Genomic DNA, 18,576 nt, shown 5'->3' on the forward strand with positions numbered 1-18,576 from the left:
TTTCGCGCATGAAGCCGGCCGCAATAGCTCAGTAATTGCTTGGCGCCGCCTCGTTCGGGATGCCGTCGATCGGACACTCGTCGGTGCCCGGCGTCGAACGGGTCATCGCCTCGACCATGTCCCGCGTCCCTTCCGGATCGGCGATCCAGTTCTTGTAAAAATCATAGGGGCAGGCCGCGACGCCGCGCGCGCTCTCGCCGGAATTGATCATGCCGGTGTAGCCACGGTGGACCAGCTTGTAGAGATGGTTCTGCGACTGGCCGTTGCGGCGCGCATCGCGGATCAGATGCTTCGAGAGTTGCGCATACTGGATGCCGTAGTCCTCCTCACCGCACTCGCCGAGCGTCCGGCCGTCGAAGCCGATGATCGCGGAGTGACCGAAATAGGAATAGACGCCGTCGAATCCGGCGGCGTTGGCGACGGCGACATAAACGTTGTTGGCCCACGCCATCGCCTTGGAGATCATGACCTGCTGCTCCTTGGCCGGATACATGTAGCCCTGGCAACGCACGATCAATTCGGCGCCCTTCATGGCGCAGTCACGCCAGATCTCCGGAAAGTTGCCGTCGTCGCAGATGATCAGGCTGACCTTCATGCCTTTCGGGCCTTCGGAGACATAGGTGCAGTTGCCGGGATACCAGCCCTCGATCGGCACCCACGGCATGATCTTGCGGTACTTCTGCACGATCTCACCCTTGTCGTTCATCAGGATCAGGGTGTTGTAGGGCGCCTTGTTCGGATGCTCCTCGTGGCGCTCTCCGGTCAGCGAGAACACGCCCCACACTTTCGCCTTGCGGCAGGCCTCGGCGAAGATCGCGGTCTCCTCACCGGGCACGGCGGACGCCGTCTCGTACATCTCCTTGGAGTCGTACATGATCCCTTGCGTGGAATATTCGGGAAAGATCACCAGGTCCATGCCGGGCAGGCCGGCCTTCATGCCCACCAGCATGTCGGCGATCTTGCGGGCGTTGTCGAGCACCTCGGCCTTGGTGTGCAGGCGAGGCATCTTGTAGTTGACGACTGCGACGCCGACCGTGTCGTTGCTGCTGGAAATGTCACCGTGAAGCATCTTGAGCGCTCCTGTCTTTTATTTGCTTGAGGTCATCGCACGCGCTAATGGCTGATCATCCAGGGCCGCGCGGTAGGAAAGCCCTTGGTGCCGCTCCTGGTCTTGGTCATGAGTCGCGCGGGCTTTGTCTTGTCCGTCGAGCTCTTGTCCTTCACGGTCTTGCCCGTGGAGCAGCAGCCGCAGCCGGGTCCATGCGAGGCCTTGTATTGCGCGAGCGTCTGCGGTGCATGCGAGCTGCGCTCGTTGACGGCGTGCGCCTTGCGCTTGTCCGCGGGCATGCAGAAGAAATTCGGCGCGGTCAGGATCACCCGCGGCGCCATGGTCTCGCAATGCGGGCAGCTTTGCGGATCGTCGCATTCCGCCATCGGGCGCAGATCCTTGAACGGACCGCAATCGTCACAGAGATATTCATAGACCGGCATCGCATCATCCCTACGCTCTTGCCTGTTTCAACGCATCCGGCGGCGGATGCGGGGCGGCAGATACGCGCCGTCCCGCATCCCGTCGCACAGGGATTACTTGTCCGGCGAGATCGGCATCTGGATATCGCCCTTGATGTGCTTGATCGGTCCCGCCGCCGACGGCATCACGTCGAAGTCGAAGATCTCCGTCGGCAGCCACAGCGTGGCGCAGGCATTGGGGACGTCGACCACGCCTGAGATGTGGCCCTGGCACGGCGCGGTGCCGAGGATCGAATAGGCCTGGGCGCCGGAGTAGCCGAACTTCTTCAGATACTCGATCGCGTTGAGACAGGCCTGGCGGTAGGCGATGTGGACATCGAGATAATGCTGCTTGCCGGCCTCGTCGACCGAGATGCCTTCGAAGATCAGATAGTCCTTGTAGTTCGGCGTGATCGGCGACGGCTTGAAGATCGGGTTCTTGATGCCGTATTTCGCCATGCCGTCCTTGATCACCTCGACCTTCAGATGCAGCCAGCCGGCCATCTCGATCGCGCCGCAGAAGGTGATCTCGCCGTCACCCTGGCTGAAGTGCAGATCGCCCATCGAGAGACCGGCGCCGGGCACGTAGACCGGGAAGTAGATCTTCGAGCCGCGCGACAGGTCCTTGATGTCGCAATTGCCGCCATGCTCGCGCGGCGGCACGGTGCGCGCGCCTTCCGCGCCGATCTTGGCCTTGACGTCGCCCTTGGCGCGGCCGCCATGGGCAGTCGCCGCGAATGGCGGGTTGGCAAGCCCGGGCACGCGGGTCGGGTTGGTCGAGATCAGCTCGGCCTCGCGCTTGTTCCAGGTCTCCAGCATCTTCGGATCGGGCAGACAGCCGATCAGGCCTGGATGGATCAGGCCGGCGAAGTTGACGCCGGGCACGTGACGCGACGAGGTGTAGAGGCCCTTGATGTCCCAGATCGACTTCTGCGCCAGCGGGAAATGATCCGTGAGGAAGCCGCCGCCATTCTGCTTGGAGAAGAAGCCGTTGAAGCCCCACAGGCTCTCCTTCATCGGGCCGACGTCGAGCAGATCAACGACGAGGAGGTCGCCGGGCTCGGCGCCCTTGACGCCGATCGGGCCGGACAGGAAGTGCACGATCGACAGATCGATGTCGCGCACGTCGTCGGCGGAATCGTTGTTCTTGATGAAGCCGCCGGTCCAGTCATAGGTCTCGATGATGAAGTCGTCGCCGGGATTGACCCAGGCCACGATCGGGATGTCGGGGTGCCAGCGGTTGTGCACCATGTCATTTTCGTAAGCCGACTTGGTGAGATCGACCTTGATCAGCGTCTCTGGCATCGAGATGGTCCCCTTTTACACGGTTGGTTAGACGGACAGATATTTCGAGACCTGCGCGGCATCGACGGCGTCGCGCGGATCGTCACGCACGATCTCGCCGTTCTCGATCACCAGCACGCGGTCGGCGATGTCGAGCGCAAAACTCAGAACCTGCTCGGACACGACGATCGAGAGTCCCTTCTCATCGCGGATGCGCTTCAATGTCCGCGCCATGTCCTTGATGATCGACGGCTGGATGCCCTCGGTCGGCTCGTCAAGCAGCAAGACTTTCGGCTTGGTCGCGAGCGCACGCGCAATCGCGAGCTGCTGCTGCTGTCCACCGGAGAGGTTGCCGCCGCGCCGGCCCTTCATCTCGAGCAGCACCGGAAACAGTTCATAGATATCGCCGGGCACCTCGGATTGGCCGGAGACGACGAGACCGGTCTCGATGTTCTCCTTCACCGTCATGGTGGAGAAGATCATGCGGCCCTGCGGCACATAGGCGAGGCCCTTGGCGACGCGCTCGTAGCTCGGCAAGCCACCGAGCTCGGCACCGTTCATGGTCACCGACCCGCTCTTCGCCGGCAGGATGCCCATCAGAGACTTCATCAGCGTGGTCTTGCCCATGCCGTTGCGGCCCATGATCGCCACGATCTCGTTCGCGGCGACCTTGACGTTGAGCCCGTGCAGCACCTCGCTCTGGCCGTAGGCGACGTGAAGATCGGAAATTGCCAGCATCGTCGCGCGCTCCTTACTTCTTGCACATCATCTTGCCCGGAAACCGGACGCCACTTAACGGGATCATGTGCTAATGGCCCAGATAGACTTCGACGACCTTGGGGTCGTTCTTCACCTTCTCCATGGTGCCCTCCGAGAGGATCTGGCCCTGGTGAAGCACGGTGACCTTGTGCGCGATGTCCTCGACGAATTTCATGTCGTGCTCGATTACCAGCACCGAACGGTTCTTGATGATGCGGTTGAGCAGCTCGGCGGTCTTGGCGCGCTCGGACACGCTCATGCCGGCGACGGGCTCATCCAGCATCAGCAAATCCGGATCCTGGATCAGCAGCATGCCGATCTCGAGCCACTGCTTCTGGCCGTGGCTGAGCAGATCGGCGTTCACGTTGAGCCGATCCTTCAGAAAGATCATTTCGGCGACTTCGTGGACCCGGTCGCGCACCGCGGCGTCGCGGGTGAAGGTCAATGCGCCGAACACCGAGCGGCCGCGCGGATAGGAGATCTCCAGATTCTCGAACACCGTGAGATCGTCGTAGATCGAGGGGTTCTGGAATTTGCGACCGACGCCCGTCTTGACGATCTCGTTCTCCTTCATCCGCGTCAGCTCCTTGCCGCGGAACTGGATCGAGCCCGACGTGGCTTTGGTCTTGCCGCAGATCAGGTCGAGCACGGTGGTCTTGCCGGCGCCGTTGGGACCGATGATGACGCGGATCTCGTTCTCGTCGACGTACAACGAGAGGTCGTTGACCGCCTTGAACCCGTCGAACGACACGGTCAGTGCCTCGACGGCGAGCAGGAATTCCTTGGGCTGATGACCTACGAGCATGATGACCTCCTCACTCCGCAGGGGCGCCGTCGGCGACCGAGCTGTCGGTCCACCCGTCAGGTTTCGGTTTGCGCGACGTGATCAGGCGATCGATACGCGGCTGCACGTAGTCGCCCCAGATCCCGGCAAGGCCGTTCGGGAAGGCCAGGACCACGGCGATGAACAATCCGCCGAGGCCAAACAGCCACAATTCGGGGAAGGTTTCCGACAGGCTGGTCTTGGCGAAGTTGACCAGCAGCGTGCCGTACACCGCGCCGAGGATCGACAGCCGGCCGCCGACGGCGGTGTAGATCACCATTTCGATCGACGGCACGATGCCGACGAAGGACGGCGACATGAAGCCGACATTGAGCGCGAACATGGCGCCGCCGATCGCGGCGAACACGGCGGCAATGCAGAAAGCGAAGATCTTGAAATTCGCGACGCTGTAGCCGGAGAAGCGGACCCGGTCCTCCTTCTCGCGCATCGCGACCAGGATACGCCCGAGCTTGGAGTGCCGGACAAACTGCGCGATCATGATGCAGGCGAACAGGAGACCAACTTCGAAGAAGTACAGCACGATCTTGGCGTGATCGGGCCGAATGTCCCAACCCTTCAACGTCCGCAAATCGGTCATGCCGTTGATGCCGCCGGTGTAGCCCTGCTGCCCCACGATCAGGATGGTGAGGATGGCCGCCACCGCCTGGGTGATGATGGCGAAGTAGGTGCCGCCGACCCGGCGCTTGAACATCGCGGTGCCGATGATGAGAGCGAAGATGCCGGGCACGAGGATGATGGCGGCGATCGTGAAGGTGAGGCTGCTGAATGGCTTCCAGAACAGCGGCAGCGCGGTGATCTGATTCCAGTCCATGAAATCGGGAATGCCGGGGGTCGACTGGATCTTGGTATTCTCCACGCTCGATGCCTCGAGCTTGAGGAACATCGCCATGCAGTAGCCGCCGAGCCCGAAGAACACGCCCTGACCGAGGCTGAGAATGCCGCCATAGCCCCAGCAGATCACCAGCCCCAGCGCGACGAAGGCATAGGTCAGATATTTCGCGACCAGATTGAGCCTGAAGACATCGAGTGTGAGCGGCAGGACCACCACCAGGAAGACCGCGAGCACCAGAATTCCGATGAACTCCGATCGGTTGAAGAAGCGATTGTCGGTCATTGCATCAGCCCCAGTTTCTCACTTGCGGACCTTGAGGGCGAACAGCCCTTGCGGCCGCAGCATCAGGATTCCGACAACCGCGAGCAGCGTCAGCACTTTCGCCATCGAGCCCGACATGAAGAATTCGAGGGTGGACTGCGTCTGCGAGATCGAGAAAGCCGAGGCGATGGTGCCGATCAAACTCGCGGCGCCGCCGAACACGACCACCAGAAACGTATCGACGATGTAAAGCTGTCCGGAGGTTGGCCCGGTGGAGCCGATCATCGTAAAGGCGCTGCCGGCGACACCGGCGATGCCGCAACCGAGACCGAAGGTGTAGCGATCGACTTTTTCGGTGTTGATACCGACCGCGCCCGCCATGATGCGGTTCTGCACGACGGCGCGCACCTGACGGCCCCAGCGCGACTTGTACATGACATAGGCGACGCCGATGGTGATCAGCACGGTGAGGCACATCACGAAGACGCCGTTGATCGGCACTTCGATGCTGTCGGTGACGTGCAGCGAGCCGAGCATCCACTGCGGCAGCTCGACGCCGACCTCGCGGGCGCCGAACACGGAACGATAGGCCTGCTGCAGCATCAGGCTGAGGCCCCAGGTGGCAAGCAGCGTATCGAGCGGGCGCTTGTAGAGATGCCGTATCAGCACCCACTCCACCAGCATTCCCAGCGCGCCGGATGCGACGAAGGCCAGGATCATCGCGAGGAAGAAGTAGCCGCTGAACAAGCCTGGCAGGTAAGATTGGAAGAAATTCGAGGTCATCCAGGTGACGTAGGCCCCGAGGATCATGAACTCGCCATGGGCCATGTTGATGACGCCCATCTGGCCGAAGATGATCGCGAGCCCGAGCGCCATCAGGACGTAGACCGAGAACAGGATCAGTCCCGCAAAACCCTGCATGACGAAGATGGAGCCAAGGTCACCAAGCGAGTAGTCGCCGAACATCGATGTCCTCCGTCAGGGGTAAGGTCCCGCGTCGCGAGCAGGTTCGCGACGCGGGGGTCTTGGGCGTGGATTTGCTGTCCACGCCAGGGAGAGGCTTGGTCTTGGGAGAAGGCGCGACTGATGCCGCGACTTACTGATAGCCCTTGGGGAACGGATCCGGCTCGACGAGATCGGCGGTCTCGTAGATCAGCTCGAACTGGCCATCGAGCTTGGCGCGGCCCACCCGGGTCTTCGACCAGAGGTGATGGTTCTCGTGAATCCGCACATAGCCTTCCGGAGCGCCCTTGAACTCGACGCCCGGCGAGGCCGCGGCGATCTTGTCGATGTCGAAGGAGCCGGCCTTCTCCACCGTCAATTTCCACAGCCACGGGCCGAGATAGGCAGCCTGGGTGACGTCTCCGATCACGGTCTTTTCGCCCCACATCTTCTTGAACGCGGGCACGAAGGCCTTGTTGTTCGGATTGTCGAGCGACTGGAAGTACTTCATGCAGGCATAGGCGCCCGCAATGTTCTCGCCGCCGATGCCGTCGATTTCGTCTTCGGTCACCGAGATCGTCAGCAGCGCCTGCTTGGAAAGGTCGATGCCGGCTGCCTTGAGCTGCTTGTAGAACGCGACGTTCGAGCCACCGACGACGTCGGTGAAGATCACGTCCGGCTTAGTCAACTTGATCTTGTTGATGACCGAGTTGAACTGGGTGTTGCCGAGCGGATAATACTCCTCGCCGACGACCTTGCCCTTCAGCACGTTCTCGACGTGCTTGCGCGCGATCTTGTTCGAGGTGCGCGGCCAGATGTAGTCGGAGCCGATGAAGAAGAACGACTTGGCACCCTTTTCCTTCGCGATCCAGTTCAGGCCGGCGAGAATCTGCTGGGTCGCTTCCTGGCCGGTGTAGATCACGTTCTTGGACTGCTCGAGGCCTTCGTAGAAGGTCGGGTAATAGAGCATGCCGTTGTACTGCTCCATGACCGGCAGCACCGCCTTGCGCGAGGCTGAGGTCCAGCAGCCCATGATGGCCGCGACCTTGTCGTTGACGAGCAGCTTCTTGGCCTTCTCCGCAAAGGTCGGCCAGTCGCTGGCGCCGTCTTCCTGGATGAACTTGATCTTGCGCCCCAGCACGCCGCCCATGGCGTTGATCTGCTCGATGGCGAGCTTTTCGGCTTCGATCGAGCCGGTCTCGGAGATGGCCATGGTGCCGGTCGCCGAGTGGAGGATGCCGACCGTCACCTCGGTGTCGGTGACCGCGAGGCCCGTGGTGTTGACCGCCGAAGTGGCCGGGGCCTGCGCAAAGGACGCCCGCGGCAGCATCGTGATGGCCGGCACGGCGGCCATTCCCATCAATAGTTTGCGCCGTAACGGCGACAACAGGCCCTTGTTTGCTTCGTCTGACATGAGCACCCCACTGTTTGTTCGAGGACACGCGATTGGTGCCGTGAGGATGGCTCGAATTTGTGCAGCGCAAGCATACGCAAGATCGCGTATACTGCACCGCAAAATACCGACGTAGGCTTTTGGTACGGAATTTGCGAGGCGTCCGGGTCCGTATCGGGAGTGGGGTTAGTGGCAGGGCGGCAGCAAATAGACCGCGTCAGGCGCCAGTACAATCAATGGGTCGCCAACCAGACGCTGGAAGACTACGCGCTGCGCTTCACCGCCAAGAGCGCGCGGCGTTGGTCCGCCGCCCGCGTCGCCAATACTGCACTCGGCGCCATCTCCTTCCTGGCGCTGGAAGCGATCGGCGGTACCATCACGCTGAACTACGGCGTCACCAACGCCAGCGCCGCGATCCTCGTCGTCTCCACCATCATCTTCTTCTGCGGCGTCCCGATTGCCTATTACGCAGCCAAATGCGGCATCGACATTGACCTGCTCACCCGCGGCGCCGGCTTCGGCTATATCGGCTCGACCGTCACCTCGCTGATCTACGCCACCTTCACCTTCATCTTCTTCGCCATCGAGGCGGTGATCCTGGCAACGGCGCTGGAGATGTGCTTCGGCATTCCGCGCCCGATCGGCTACCTCATCAGCGCGGTGGCGATCATTCCGCTCGTGACTTACGGCATCACGCTGATCAGCCGCTTCCAGCTCTGGACGCAGCCGATCTGGATCATCCTGCACATCCTGCCCTTTGCCGCGATCGCCTGGGCCAACCCTTATTCGTTCACGGAGTGGCGCAAGTTCGCCGGCGAGCATGGCGACGCGAGCGGGCATTTCGATCTGTTGCTGTTCGGCGTCGCATCCTCCGTGGTGTTCTCGCTGGTGGCGCAGGTCGGCGAGCAGGTCGACTTTCTCAGGTTTTTGCCGCGCGACCGCCGCACGTCGCGAACGTCGTGGTGGATCGCTCTGCTGATCGCGGGCCCCGGCTGGATCATCTTCGGCGCGCTGAAATTGTTGCTGGGCTCCTTTCTCGCCTTTTTTGCGCTGAGCCACGGCCTCTCGGGCGAGCTGGCGGCCGAGCCCGCGCACATGTATCTCGAAGCGTTTCGCTACGTTCTGTCGCAGCCGGACCTGGCGCTGGCGCTCACAGGCACGTTCGTGATCCTGTCGCAGCTCAAGATCAACGTCACCAACGCCTATGCCGGCTCGATCGCCTGGTCGAACTTCTTCTCGCGTCTGACGCATAGCCATCCTGGCCGGGTCGTCTGGCTGGTGTTCAACGTGATGGTGGCGCTGCTCTTGATGGAGATCGGCGTCTACAAGGCGCTGGAGCACACGCTGGCGCTCTATTCCAATGTCGCGATTGCCTGGGTCGGCGCGCTCGTCGCCGATCTGGTCGTCAACAAGCCGCTCGGCCTGCGGCCGCCGCAGATGGAGTTCAAGCGCGCCCATCTCTACGACATCAACCCGGTTGGCGTCGGCGCCATGACGATTGCGACCATCGTCTCCATCGCGGCGTTCTACGGCCTGTTCGGCCCGACCATGAAGGCGCTCGCGGCCTTCGTCGCGCTGACGGTCGCCTTCGTCACCGCGCCTGTCATCGCCTGGCTCACCGACGGAAAATACTACATCGCGCGCAAGCCGAAGAGGAGCTGGGTCAATATTGAAGCGATTCAGTGCTGTATCTGCGAGCACAGCTTTGAACCGGAGGACATGACGTCCTGCCCCGCTTACGCCGGCCCGATCTGCTCCTTGTGCTGCTCGCTCGATGCACGCTGCCACGACCTATGCAAACCGCACGCGCGGGCGCAGGTGCAGTTCTCCGACGCGCTCGGCAGGATACTGCCGCAACCGATCTATCAGCGGATCAACTCGCAGTTCGGGCACTATATCGGCGTCTTCGTGGTCTCGGCCGGCCTTGTCGCGCTGGTGCTCGGGCTGATCTATCTCCAGACCTCGGCAAGCGTGCACGGCGAGAACATGCTTGTCTCCAACGTGCTGTGGAAGGTGTTCTTCTCACTCAGCATCATCATCGGCGTTGTGGCCTGGTTGTTCGTGCTGGCGCAGCAAAGCCGTCGTGCTGCGGAAGCCGAGACTCGGCGGCAGACCGCGCTGCTGATCCAGGAGATCGACGCACACAAGCGCACCGACACCGAGCTCCAGCGCGCCAAGGAGGTCGCCGAGTCCGCCAACCTCGCCAAGAGCCGCTATGTCGTCGGCCTGAGCCACGAGCTGCGCTCGCCGCTGAATGCGATCAGCGGCTATGCCCAGCTCCTCGAGCAGGACGCGACGCTGAACACCAAGCCGCGCGACCAGGTCCGCGTCGTCCGCCGCAGCGCCGATCACCTCTCCGGCCTGATCGACGGCATTCTGGATATCTCCAAGATCGAGGCCGGGCGGCTGTATCTCTCGCGCGACGAGGTGCGCTTGAGCGAATTCCTCGACCAGCTCGTCGGCATGTTCCGTCTTCAGGCTGCCGCCAAGGGCATCGACTTCGTGTTCAGGCGGCCCGCGCATTTGCCGGTCGTGGTCTATGCCGACGAGAAGCGGCTGCGCCAGGTGCTGATCAATCTGCTCTCCAACGCGATCAAGTTCACCCAGACCGGCAGCGTGCAGTTCGTCGTGCACTATCGCAGCCCCGTCGCCGAGTTCGAGGTGATCGACACCGGCCCCGGCATCCAGGGCGACGATCTCGAGCGCATCTTTGCGCCGTTCGAGCGCGGCGCGCTCGGCGTCTCGCAGCCGCAGACCGGCACCGGGCTGGGCCTGACCATCAGCCGGCTGCTCGCCGGTGTCATGGGCGGCGACATCAAGGTCTTGAGCACGGTCGGCGCCGGCAGCACGTTCAAGGTCAAGATCCTGCTGTCGGAGGTCACCAATCCGCAACGCATCGCGCCGGTGGAGGCGCCGGTCTCCGGCTATCACGGCGCACGCAAGACCATCCTCATCACCGACGACGACCCCGTGCATCGCGACCTCCTGCGTGAGGTGCTGGCACCGCTCGGCTTCATCCTGCTCAGCGCCACCGACGGCCCGGGATGCCTGGCGCTGGCGCAGCATTGCCGGCCCGATCTGTTCCTGCTCGACATCTCCATGCCGGCCATGGACGGCTGGGCGGTGGCGGAGGCGTTGCGCACGAGCGGCCATCACCAGGCCCGCATCCTGATGGTATCGGCGAGCGCGCTGGAGGCGCACGGCACGCCGCTGGCGCAGCCCTTCCATGACGGCTATTTGATGAAGCCGATCGACATCCCGCGGCTCTTGGAGACGATCCGCCAACTCCTCCGGATCGAATGGCAGTACGGCTCGGACGAGATCGCGGTGCCGTTCTGGCGGCCCGAGAGCGGATCGAGGCCGCCGGTGCGGCACATCGAGGCGCTGCTCGGGCTCGGCCAGATCGGCTACGTCAAGGGCATCCAGTTGAAGCTGGACGAGATCGGCAGCGAGCACCCCGAGCATGCCGACTTCGTCGCGGAAATGCGGTCGCTGGTCGACCGCTTCGATCTCGACCGGTACATGGCCACATTGAAGACGTTGCATGCGCATGAGCATTGAGTCGAGGAAGCGCGATGTCGCGCTCGTTGTCGATGACTCCCCGGAGACGCTGCGGCTGCTCACCGACGCGCTCGACGGCGCCGGGATGACGGTGATGGTGGCGCTCGACGGCGCGGCCGCGATGCGCATCGTCGACCAGATCACGCCCGACATCGTGCTGCTGGATGCCGTGATGCCCGGCATGGACGGCTTCGAGACCTGCCGCCGGCTCAAACGCGATGCGGGCGTTGCCAACGTGCCCGTGATCTTCATGACGGGCCTTGCTGAGACCGAGCACATCGTGCGCGGGCTGGAGGCCGGCGGCGTCGACTACGTGACAAAACCGATTGTGATCGAGGAGATGCTGGCGCGCATCCGAGTCCATCTCGGCAACGCCCGCCTGACCCAGAGCGCGCGCGCCGCGCTCGACGTCTCCGGCCGCTTCCTGTTCGCGGTCAATCGCCAGGGTCACATCCTCTGGGCCACCCCGCAGGCACAAAAACTGCTGTCCGATCATCCCGCCGCGCAGACTGACGACTTCGTCCTGCCGCCATCACTCTTGCAATGGCTGGAGCAGGCGAAGGGCAAGGGCAGCTCGAAGTCGCAGGCGGCTCCCCTGCCCGACAATCCGCAACTGCGGCTCTACTACATGGGCGAAACCGCGCCGAACGAGTTCCTGCTGCGACTGTCCAAGGAATCCGGCACCGCGCTGCCGGCCGAATTCACCAGCGAGCTCGGCCTCACCGCCCGCGAGGGCGAAGTGCTGGCCTGGCTCAGCAAGGGCAAGACCAACCGCGACATCGCGCAGATCCTGGGCTTGAGCCCGCGCACCGTCGACAAGCATCTGGAGCAGATCTACGCCAAGCTCGGCGTGGAGAACCGGACCGCGGCGGCGGCCATAGCGACGAATGCGACGAGAAGGAATTCGTAGCAGCACTGCAGATGAGTTGGTGCGCCGTTCGCTCAAGCAAAAGTGTCGTCCCGGACAAGCGCAGCGCATATCCGGGACCCATACCCACAAGGAGATGTTTGGCGAAGACTCGGAGTTGCCCGTTCGCCCTATAACCACCGCCTGGGAGTATGGGTCCCGGGCTCGCTTCGCGCCCCGGGACGGCGGCGGAGTGTGTGGCGATCGTCCCGCCTCCTACACCAACAACCCTCTCACCCGTACACGAACGCCTTGTCATCCAGATCCGTCTTCGGAATCTCGTCCTTCTCGGTCCAGTAATCCTGGCTGTGCTGCCATTCCGGCTTGTCGCCGCGCTTGGGGAGCAGGTCCATGTTGCGCATCATGTAGCCGGGGTTGAAGTTTTCCGGATCGATCCAGGGCAGGATCGGCATGTTGTGGTCTTCGGCGCGGAGCTTGACTTCGACCTTCTTGGTGCCCTTGGCCTTCATGTGGCCGAGGAGACGGCAGACGAAATCGGCGACGAGGTCGACGCGCAGCGTCCAGCTGGCGCGGAAATAGCCGAACACCCAGACCATGTTCGGTACGCCCGTGAACATCATGCCGCGATAGGTCACCGTGTCGCCGAAGGCGAGCGGCTTGCCGTCGATCTCGAAGGCGATGTCACCGAGTGCGGCGAGATTGAAGCCGGTCGCGGTGACGACGACATCGGCTTCCAGCAGCTTGCCCGATTTGAGCTGAATGCCGTTCTCGACGAAACATTCGATCTCGTCGGTGACGACGGAGGCCTTGCCGCTGGCGATGCCCTTGAACAGATCGGCATCCGGCACAAAGGCGATGCGCTGCCGCCACGGCCGGTAGCTCGGCGTGAAATGCGTCTCGACGTCATAGTCAGGCCCGAGCACCGCGCTGATCTGGCCGATCAGCTCCTTCTTCACCTGCTCCGGCTTGGAGATGCAGAGCTTCGTAAAGGCATCCTGCTCGAACAGGATCTTGCGGCGGACGATCTCGTGGATCCAGGCCTCGTCGACCTGGAGCCTGCGCAGCTCCTCCGCGATCTCGATGGCGTTGCGGCCGAGACGGAAATAGGTCGGCGAGCGCTGCAGCATGGTGACATGCGCGCACGTGTCCGCGATGTTCGGCACCAGCGTCGCCGCCGTCGCGCCGGAACCGATCACGACCACCTTCTTGCCCGCGAGGTCGATATCGTCAGGCCAGCTCTGCGGATGGACGATGCGGCCCTTGAAGCGGTCCGTACCCTTCCATTCCGGGGTGTAACCCTCGGAATGGCGATAATAGCCCTGGCACATCCAGAGGAAATTCGCGGTAAAGGTCCTGGGCTCACCGGTGTCGGTCGTGACCGCCTCGATGGTCCAGAGATTCTGCTCGCTCGACCAGCTCGCCGAAATGATCTTGTGCTTGTAGCGGATATGCCGCGCGATATCGTTGTCGTCGATCACCTCGTTCATATAGGCGAGGATTTCCTCGGCGGTCGCGATCGGCGGGCCGACCCAGGGCTTGAAGCTATAGCCGAAAGTGTGGAGGTCGCTGTCGGAACGGATCCCGGGATAGCGATGCGTGCTCCAGGTGCCGCCGAACGTCGCTTGCGTTTCCAGGATGACGTAGCTCGTGCCCGGCAGCTGCTTTTCGATGTGATAGGCACTGCCGATGCCGGAGATGCCGGCACCGACGATCAGGACGTCGAAATGTTCCGTGGCCTGCTTGGTGGTGGCGTGACTGCGTACAGCGACATTCATTGTTGCTTCTATGCCTTGCTTGTTTTTGTGGCCGCCCTTGACCGGACGGCGCGTTTCCTCCGCGACGGACAAGATCGCCCATCGCGCTTCCGCTTTAAAATGACATAGATCAAGTCGCGATCAAACTACAACGCCGCACCCCAGCTCCGCGCGGTCTGCAAAATCCAGTCGCGATAGAGCGTGAGTGGCGTGACGCCGGTCAATCCACCGCAGCCGGCGGCGCCGTTCGGCCCCGTCGACCAGCTGATGACGCCGACGAGCACAGAGCCGCTCGGCTTGTCCTCGAACACGGGACCGCCGGAATCACCGGTGCAGGCGCCAATTCCGTCGCGAACACCGTTGGTTACGGGATCGACCAGCCGGATCTGGAGCGTGCCGGGCTGCCCCGTGGCAACGAGCCCGGCAACACGCGTGGCGCCGCCGCTCTTGCCGTCACCGCGCACGGTGACGCCGATACCGGCGATGACGAAGCGGCTGCCGACCTGGATTGGAATATTCGGCGCGCCGACCGACACCGTCGATTTTCCCTTGAGTGGAATTTCCAGTTGCAGCAATGCCACGTCCGCGGTGGCGCGGTGCGCCTGCATTGCCTGCATGTTGAAGTTGGGATGGATCGCGACTGTACGGACATTCAGCAATTGCGGCGCACCGTCGGCGCCGCGATCAACGATCTTGTAGTCCGCGCCCGGTTGCACGCAGTGGGCGACGGTCAGCACGAGTTTTGGCGCGATCAGGCTGCCGGTGCAGAAATTGCCCCGCGATCCGACGATGGTGACGACCGCGCGCGCAACGCCATCCGTCTGCGGCGTGCCGCCGCCCACGATCGCATAAGCGGGCGTCGCAAGCAGCGCGGCTGCGATGAGAGTTGCAAGCTTCTTCATGGGAACACGCTTTGACGTCGGCATCGGTGGCGGGAGATTGCTTCAGACTGGCCCTTGCCGATAGCGCATGCTAGCCCTCTTGGAAAGGAATTGACGAGGGCAGGATAGTGGCGATCGAGGCTGTGATCTTTGATTTTGGCGGCGTGCTGACGAGCTCCCCGTTCGAGGCGTTCGCGCGGTACGAGCAGGAACGCGGCCTGCCCGTCGACATCATCCGGCGCACCAACGCCGCCAACCATCTGGAGAATGCCTGGGCCAAGTTCGAGCGGGCCGAGGTCGATATCGACGCGTTCGACAAACTGTTCGCCGAGGAATCGCGCGTGCTTGGCGCCGAGGTGCGCGGGCGTGACGTGCTGCCGCTGCTTCAGGGCGATCTGCGTCCCGAGATGGTCGAAGCGCTGAAGCGCATCAAGGCGCAATTCAAGACCGGCTGCATCACCAACAATCTGCCGGCCAACGCGATCGGCAGCCTGACCGGACGCTCACTCTATATCGCCGAGGTGATGGTTCTGTTCGACCACGTCATCGAATCCGCCAAGATCGGGCTGCGCAAGCCCGACCCGCGCATCTACAAGATGATGGTCGAGACGCTGAAGGTCGATCCGAAGAATTGTGTCTATCTCGACGATCTCGGCGTCAATCTGAAACCCGCGCGCGAGATGGGCATGACCACGATCAAGGTCGCCAATGGCGCGCAGGCGATTCGAGAACTCGAGGCGGCGACGGGCTTGAAGCTGGGGTAGCTGGCGCGTCATTCTCCGTCGTTGCGAGCGCAGCGAAGCAATCCAGACTGTCTCCGCGGAGGGATTCTGGATTGCTTCGCTGCGCTCGCAAGGACTGCGCGGCACGGTCTTGCCTGGCTGACTGACTACCCCGCCGCTGCCGCGATCCGCTCCGGAAACGCTGCCGCGAGCGAGGCACGATCCGGCTTCAGCACACCACGCTCGGTGATCAGCCCGGTAACCAGCCGCGCCGGCGTCACGTCGAACGCGTAATTCGCGACAGGCGAGCCGTCCGGTACGATACGCACCGTCTCCAGCCTTCCGTCCGCAGTACGGCCGGTCATGTCGGTGACCTCCGCGCCGCTGCGCTGCTCGATCGGAATGTCGCGGATGCCGTCATCAACGGCGAAATCGATCGTCGGCGACGGCAGAGCGACGTAGAACGGCACTTTGTTGTCGTGCGCGGCGAGCGCCTTCAGATAGGTGCCGATCTTGTTGCAGACGTCGCCATTTGCCGCGACGCGATCGGTGCCGACGATGGCAAGGTCGACCATGCCGTGCTGCATCAGGTGTCCGCCGGTATTGTCGGGGATCACGGTGTGCGGCACGCCGTGATGGCCGAGCTCCCAGGCCGTGAGCGAGGCGCCCTGGTTGCGCGGACGGGTCTCGTCGACCCAGACATGGATATTGATGCCACGCTCATGCGCGAGATAGATCGGCGCGGTCGCGGTGCCCCAGTCGACGGTCGCGAGCCAGCCGGCATTGCAATGGGTCAGCACGTTGACCGTCTCGCCCGGCTTCTTCGCGGCAATCGCCTCGATCAGCTTCAGGCCGTTGCCGGCAATGCCCCGGTTGATCTCGACGTCCTGCTCGACGATCTCGTCGGCGCGCGCATAGGCCGCCTCGGCCCGTTCGACGGGATCGACCGGCGCGAGCGCCGTGCGCATCTCGTCCAGCGCCCATTTCAGGTTGATGGCGGTCGGCCGCGCCACGACAAGCGTGTCGTAAGCACGCTTCAGGCCGGCGTCGGAGGCGTCTTCACGCATCGCCAGCGCCATGCCGTAAGCCGCGGTCGCGCCGATCAGCGGCGCACCGCGCACCAGCATGTCGCGGATCGCGACCGCGGCGTCTTCGCATGACGTCAGCTTCGCAACGATGAACTCATGCGGCAGCCGGCGCTGGTCGATCGCGCCCACCGACCAGCCGTCGCGCTCGCGCCAGATGCTGCGGAAATGCTTGCCGTCGACTTTCATGGCATTCTGCCTTTCGTATCACGCCCGCAGGATGCGCCCGGCCACCGCATCGAGCTTCTTCAAGAGTTCGGGATCGCGCGCCTCGGGCGCCGTGATCAGCGCGGTGTCGAGCGCGCGGTCCGAACCGATCGGGCACGGCTCGTGCTCGCGCGGAAAATCCCTCGCGAGACGTGCCACCAGCGCCTTCGCCTTGTCGGCATTCGACGTCAGCACGCGGATGATGTCCTGGACGGTGACGGCATCGTGGTCGGGATGCCAGCAGTCGAAATCCGTCACCATCGCGACCGTGGCGTAGCAGATCTCGGCCTCACGCGCGAGCTTCGCCTCGGGCATGTTGGTCATACCGATCACGGAATAGCCCGATGTCTTGTAGGTCATGCTTTCCGCGTAGGTGGAGAATTGCGGTCCCTCCATGCAGAGATAGGTGCCGCCACGCGCAAACGCGATGCCCTCGGCTTCAGCTGCCGCCGCGAGATGGATGCGCAGCCGCGGCGAGACCGGGTGCGCCATCGACACATGCGCAACGCAGCCCCTGCCGAAGAACGAGCTCTCGCGCTTGTGGGTGCGGTCGACGAACTGGTCGACGAGAACGAAGGTGCCAGGTGGCAGCTCCTCCCTGAACGAGCCGCAGGCCGACAGCGAGATCAGGTCGGTGACGCCGGCCCGCTTCAGAACGTCGATGTTGGCGCGATAGTTGATATCGGAGGGCGACAGCCGGTGACCCTTGTCGTGCCGCGGCAGGAACACGATCGGCAGGCCGGCAATCGAGCCGCGCCGCAGGGGGGCCGACGGCTCGCCCCAGGGGCTCTTGATCACTTCTTCGCGCGCGCCCTCGAGACCCGGCAGATCGTAGATGCCGGAGCCACCGATGATGCCCAATACCGCCTGCGTCATGCCTGCTCCACCCTGTCAGCTATGTGCGACATGGTTAAGCTATGCCAGTTTTGCGGCGGTTTTGGAACGGGGGTGGTGGGGCGATGCCGGTGCTGTGAGGAGCGGAAAGGCGGCGCTGCATACTCACTGTCGTCCCCGCGAAAGCGGGGGACCCATAACCTCAGGGCGCAGTTTGGCGAGGATTCGTCGTTCGGTACTGCGACCTTCAACGATCGATAGATTCCGCGGTCTGGGTCCCTGCGCCCCGTGCGCAATTGCGCACTAGGCAGGGACGACGCCGGGGGGAGAGATAGGTACGTCTAATTAGGCCGCGTTCGCCGGCTGCAACTGCGTCGAGACCATGCGCTCCAGCGTCTCGACGGACTGGAAATTCTCCGGCGTGATCTCGGACTGCGGGATGGTGAAGTCGAACTCGGCTTCGACGCCGAGCATCAGATTGACCATGTCCATCGAGGTCAGGCCGGCGTCGACGAGCTTCGCCGATGGCGTGATATTCGCGACGAGCGAATTCTGTTCGAGGATGCCCTTCACCAGCTTGATGATGCGATCACGCACGTCGGTATCGAAGGCCTGCATCGGCAATTTCCCATCTGTCTATTAAGCGGTCGGACCGGCTGCCGGCTACGATGGGCACGACGGCCCGATCCCACAATGGGCGCCACCATTACTTCGCCTTTCTTAGTAAACGATGACTCAGATTGTCTGGAATTCAGGCTTCTTCCAAAACCCTAACGCGATCGCGGAAATTCCGCCGATGCAGACAACCGGACCTTAACTGTTCGTTCGGAATTGGGCTTT

General features: G+C 63.0%; 16 protein-coding genes. 3 read left to right on the plus strand and 13 right to left on the minus strand.

What is annotated here, in order from left to right; all coding sequences use genetic code 11:
* Positions 1-28 precede the first annotated feature (28 nt).
* The 8 genes from JQ627_RS28915 to urtA form a co-directional block, all read right to left on the minus strand.
* Complete coding sequence (locus JQ627_RS28915) at positions 29-1,069, minus strand: aliphatic amidase (protein ID WP_212487779.1); 1,041 nt, start codon at positions 1,067-1,069, stop codon at positions 29-31.
* Between the two features lie 44 nt (positions 1,070-1,113).
* Positions 1,114-1,491 carry a zinc ribbon domain-containing protein gene (locus JQ627_RS28920; protein ID WP_212487780.1) on the minus strand — a complete coding sequence of 126 codons (378 nt, stop codon included), beginning with the start codon at positions 1,489-1,491 and terminating at the stop codon, positions 1,114-1,116.
* A 93-nt stretch (positions 1,492-1,584) separates the two neighbouring features.
* Positions 1,585-2,814 (minus strand): formamidase, encoded by a 1,230-nt coding sequence (gene fmdA / locus JQ627_RS28925; protein WP_212487781.1) that lies wholly within the window; start codon positions 2,812-2,814, stop codon positions 1,585-1,587.
* Between the two features lie 27 nt (positions 2,815-2,841).
* A complete protein-coding gene (gene urtE / locus JQ627_RS28930; RefSeq protein ID WP_212487782.1) occupies positions 2,842-3,531 on the minus strand; it encodes an urea ABC transporter ATP-binding subunit UrtE in 690 nt (229 codons plus the stop codon).
* A gap of 70 nt (positions 3,532-3,601) precedes the next feature.
* On the minus strand, positions 3,602-4,357 hold the full coding sequence (gene urtD, locus JQ627_RS28935; protein WP_212487783.1) for an urea ABC transporter ATP-binding protein UrtD: 756 nt from the start codon (positions 4,355-4,357) through the stop codon (positions 3,602-3,604).
* Between the two features lie 10 nt (positions 4,358-4,367).
* Positions 4,368-5,510 carry an urea ABC transporter permease subunit UrtC gene (urtC, locus tag JQ627_RS28940; protein ID WP_212487784.1) on the minus strand — a complete coding sequence of 381 codons (1,143 nt, stop codon included), beginning with the start codon at positions 5,508-5,510 and terminating at the stop codon, positions 4,368-4,370.
* A gap of 18 nt (positions 5,511-5,528) precedes the next feature.
* On the minus strand, positions 5,529-6,455 hold the full coding sequence (gene urtB, locus JQ627_RS28945; RefSeq protein ID WP_212487785.1) for an urea ABC transporter permease subunit UrtB: 927 nt from the start codon (positions 6,453-6,455) through the stop codon (positions 5,529-5,531).
* Positions 6,456-6,585: 130 nt separating this feature from the next.
* Positions 6,586-7,845, minus strand: a complete 1,260-nt coding sequence (urtA, locus tag JQ627_RS28950; RefSeq protein WP_212487786.1) for an urea ABC transporter substrate-binding protein — start codon at positions 7,843-7,845, stop codon at positions 6,586-6,588.
* A gap of 168 nt (positions 7,846-8,013) precedes the next feature.
* Between urtA and JQ627_RS28955 the strand changes: the two genes are divergently transcribed.
* Together JQ627_RS28955 and JQ627_RS28960 are read left to right on the plus strand one after the other, a co-directional pair.
* Positions 8,014-11,385: an ATP-binding protein gene (locus JQ627_RS28955; RefSeq protein ID WP_212487787.1), complete on the plus strand. Its 3,372-nt coding sequence runs from the start codon at positions 8,014-8,016 to the stop codon at positions 11,383-11,385.
* Positions 11,369-12,295 carry a response regulator gene (locus tag JQ627_RS28960; protein ID WP_409363824.1) on the plus strand — a complete coding sequence of 309 codons (927 nt, stop codon included), beginning with the start codon at positions 11,369-11,371 and terminating at the stop codon, positions 12,293-12,295. Before JQ627_RS28955 ends, JQ627_RS28960 begins: the two co-directional genes overlap by 17 nt.
* 230 nt (positions 12,296-12,525) lie before the next feature.
* Here JQ627_RS28960 and JQ627_RS28965 read toward each other — a convergent pair whose 3' ends face one another.
* Both JQ627_RS28965 and JQ627_RS28970 read right to left on the minus strand, forming a co-directional pair.
* Positions 12,526-14,028, minus strand: coding sequence for an NAD(P)/FAD-dependent oxidoreductase (locus JQ627_RS28965; RefSeq protein WP_212487788.1), 1,503 nt, complete (start codon positions 14,026-14,028; stop codon positions 12,526-12,528).
* A gap of 125 nt (positions 14,029-14,153) precedes the next feature.
* Positions 14,154-14,909 carry a trypsin-like serine protease gene (locus JQ627_RS28970; RefSeq protein ID WP_212487789.1) on the minus strand — a complete coding sequence of 252 codons (756 nt, stop codon included), beginning with the start codon at positions 14,907-14,909 and terminating at the stop codon, positions 14,154-14,156.
* A gap of 107 nt (positions 14,910-15,016) precedes the next feature.
* Between JQ627_RS28970 and JQ627_RS28975 the strand changes: the two genes are divergently transcribed.
* Positions 15,017-15,652 carry an HAD-IA family hydrolase gene (locus JQ627_RS28975; RefSeq protein ID WP_212487790.1) on the plus strand — a complete coding sequence of 212 codons (636 nt, stop codon included), beginning with the start codon at positions 15,017-15,019 and terminating at the stop codon, positions 15,650-15,652.
* Positions 15,653-15,777: 125 nt separating this feature from the next.
* Here JQ627_RS28975 and mtnA read toward each other — a convergent pair whose 3' ends face one another.
* The 3 genes from mtnA to JQ627_RS28990 form a co-directional block, all read right to left on the minus strand.
* Positions 15,778-16,884, minus strand: coding sequence for an S-methyl-5-thioribose-1-phosphate isomerase (gene mtnA, locus JQ627_RS28980; protein WP_212487791.1), 1,107 nt, complete (start codon positions 16,882-16,884; stop codon positions 15,778-15,780).
* An 18-nt stretch (positions 16,885-16,902) separates the two neighbouring features.
* On the minus strand, positions 16,903-17,778 hold the full coding sequence (locus tag JQ627_RS28985) for an S-methyl-5'-thioadenosine phosphorylase (RefSeq protein WP_014491154.1): 876 nt from the start codon (positions 17,776-17,778) through the stop codon (positions 16,903-16,905).
* Positions 17,779-18,081: 303 nt separating this feature from the next.
* Complete coding sequence (locus JQ627_RS28990; RefSeq protein WP_212487792.1) at positions 18,082-18,354, minus strand: phosphopantetheine-binding protein; 273 nt, start codon at positions 18,352-18,354, stop codon at positions 18,082-18,084.
* Positions 18,355-18,576: the final 222 nt, after the last annotated feature.

Source organism: Bradyrhizobium liaoningense (genome assembly GCF_018130785.1).
GTDB classification, from domain to species: domain Bacteria; phylum Pseudomonadota; class Alphaproteobacteria; order Rhizobiales; family Xanthobacteraceae; genus Bradyrhizobium; species Bradyrhizobium liaoningense_A.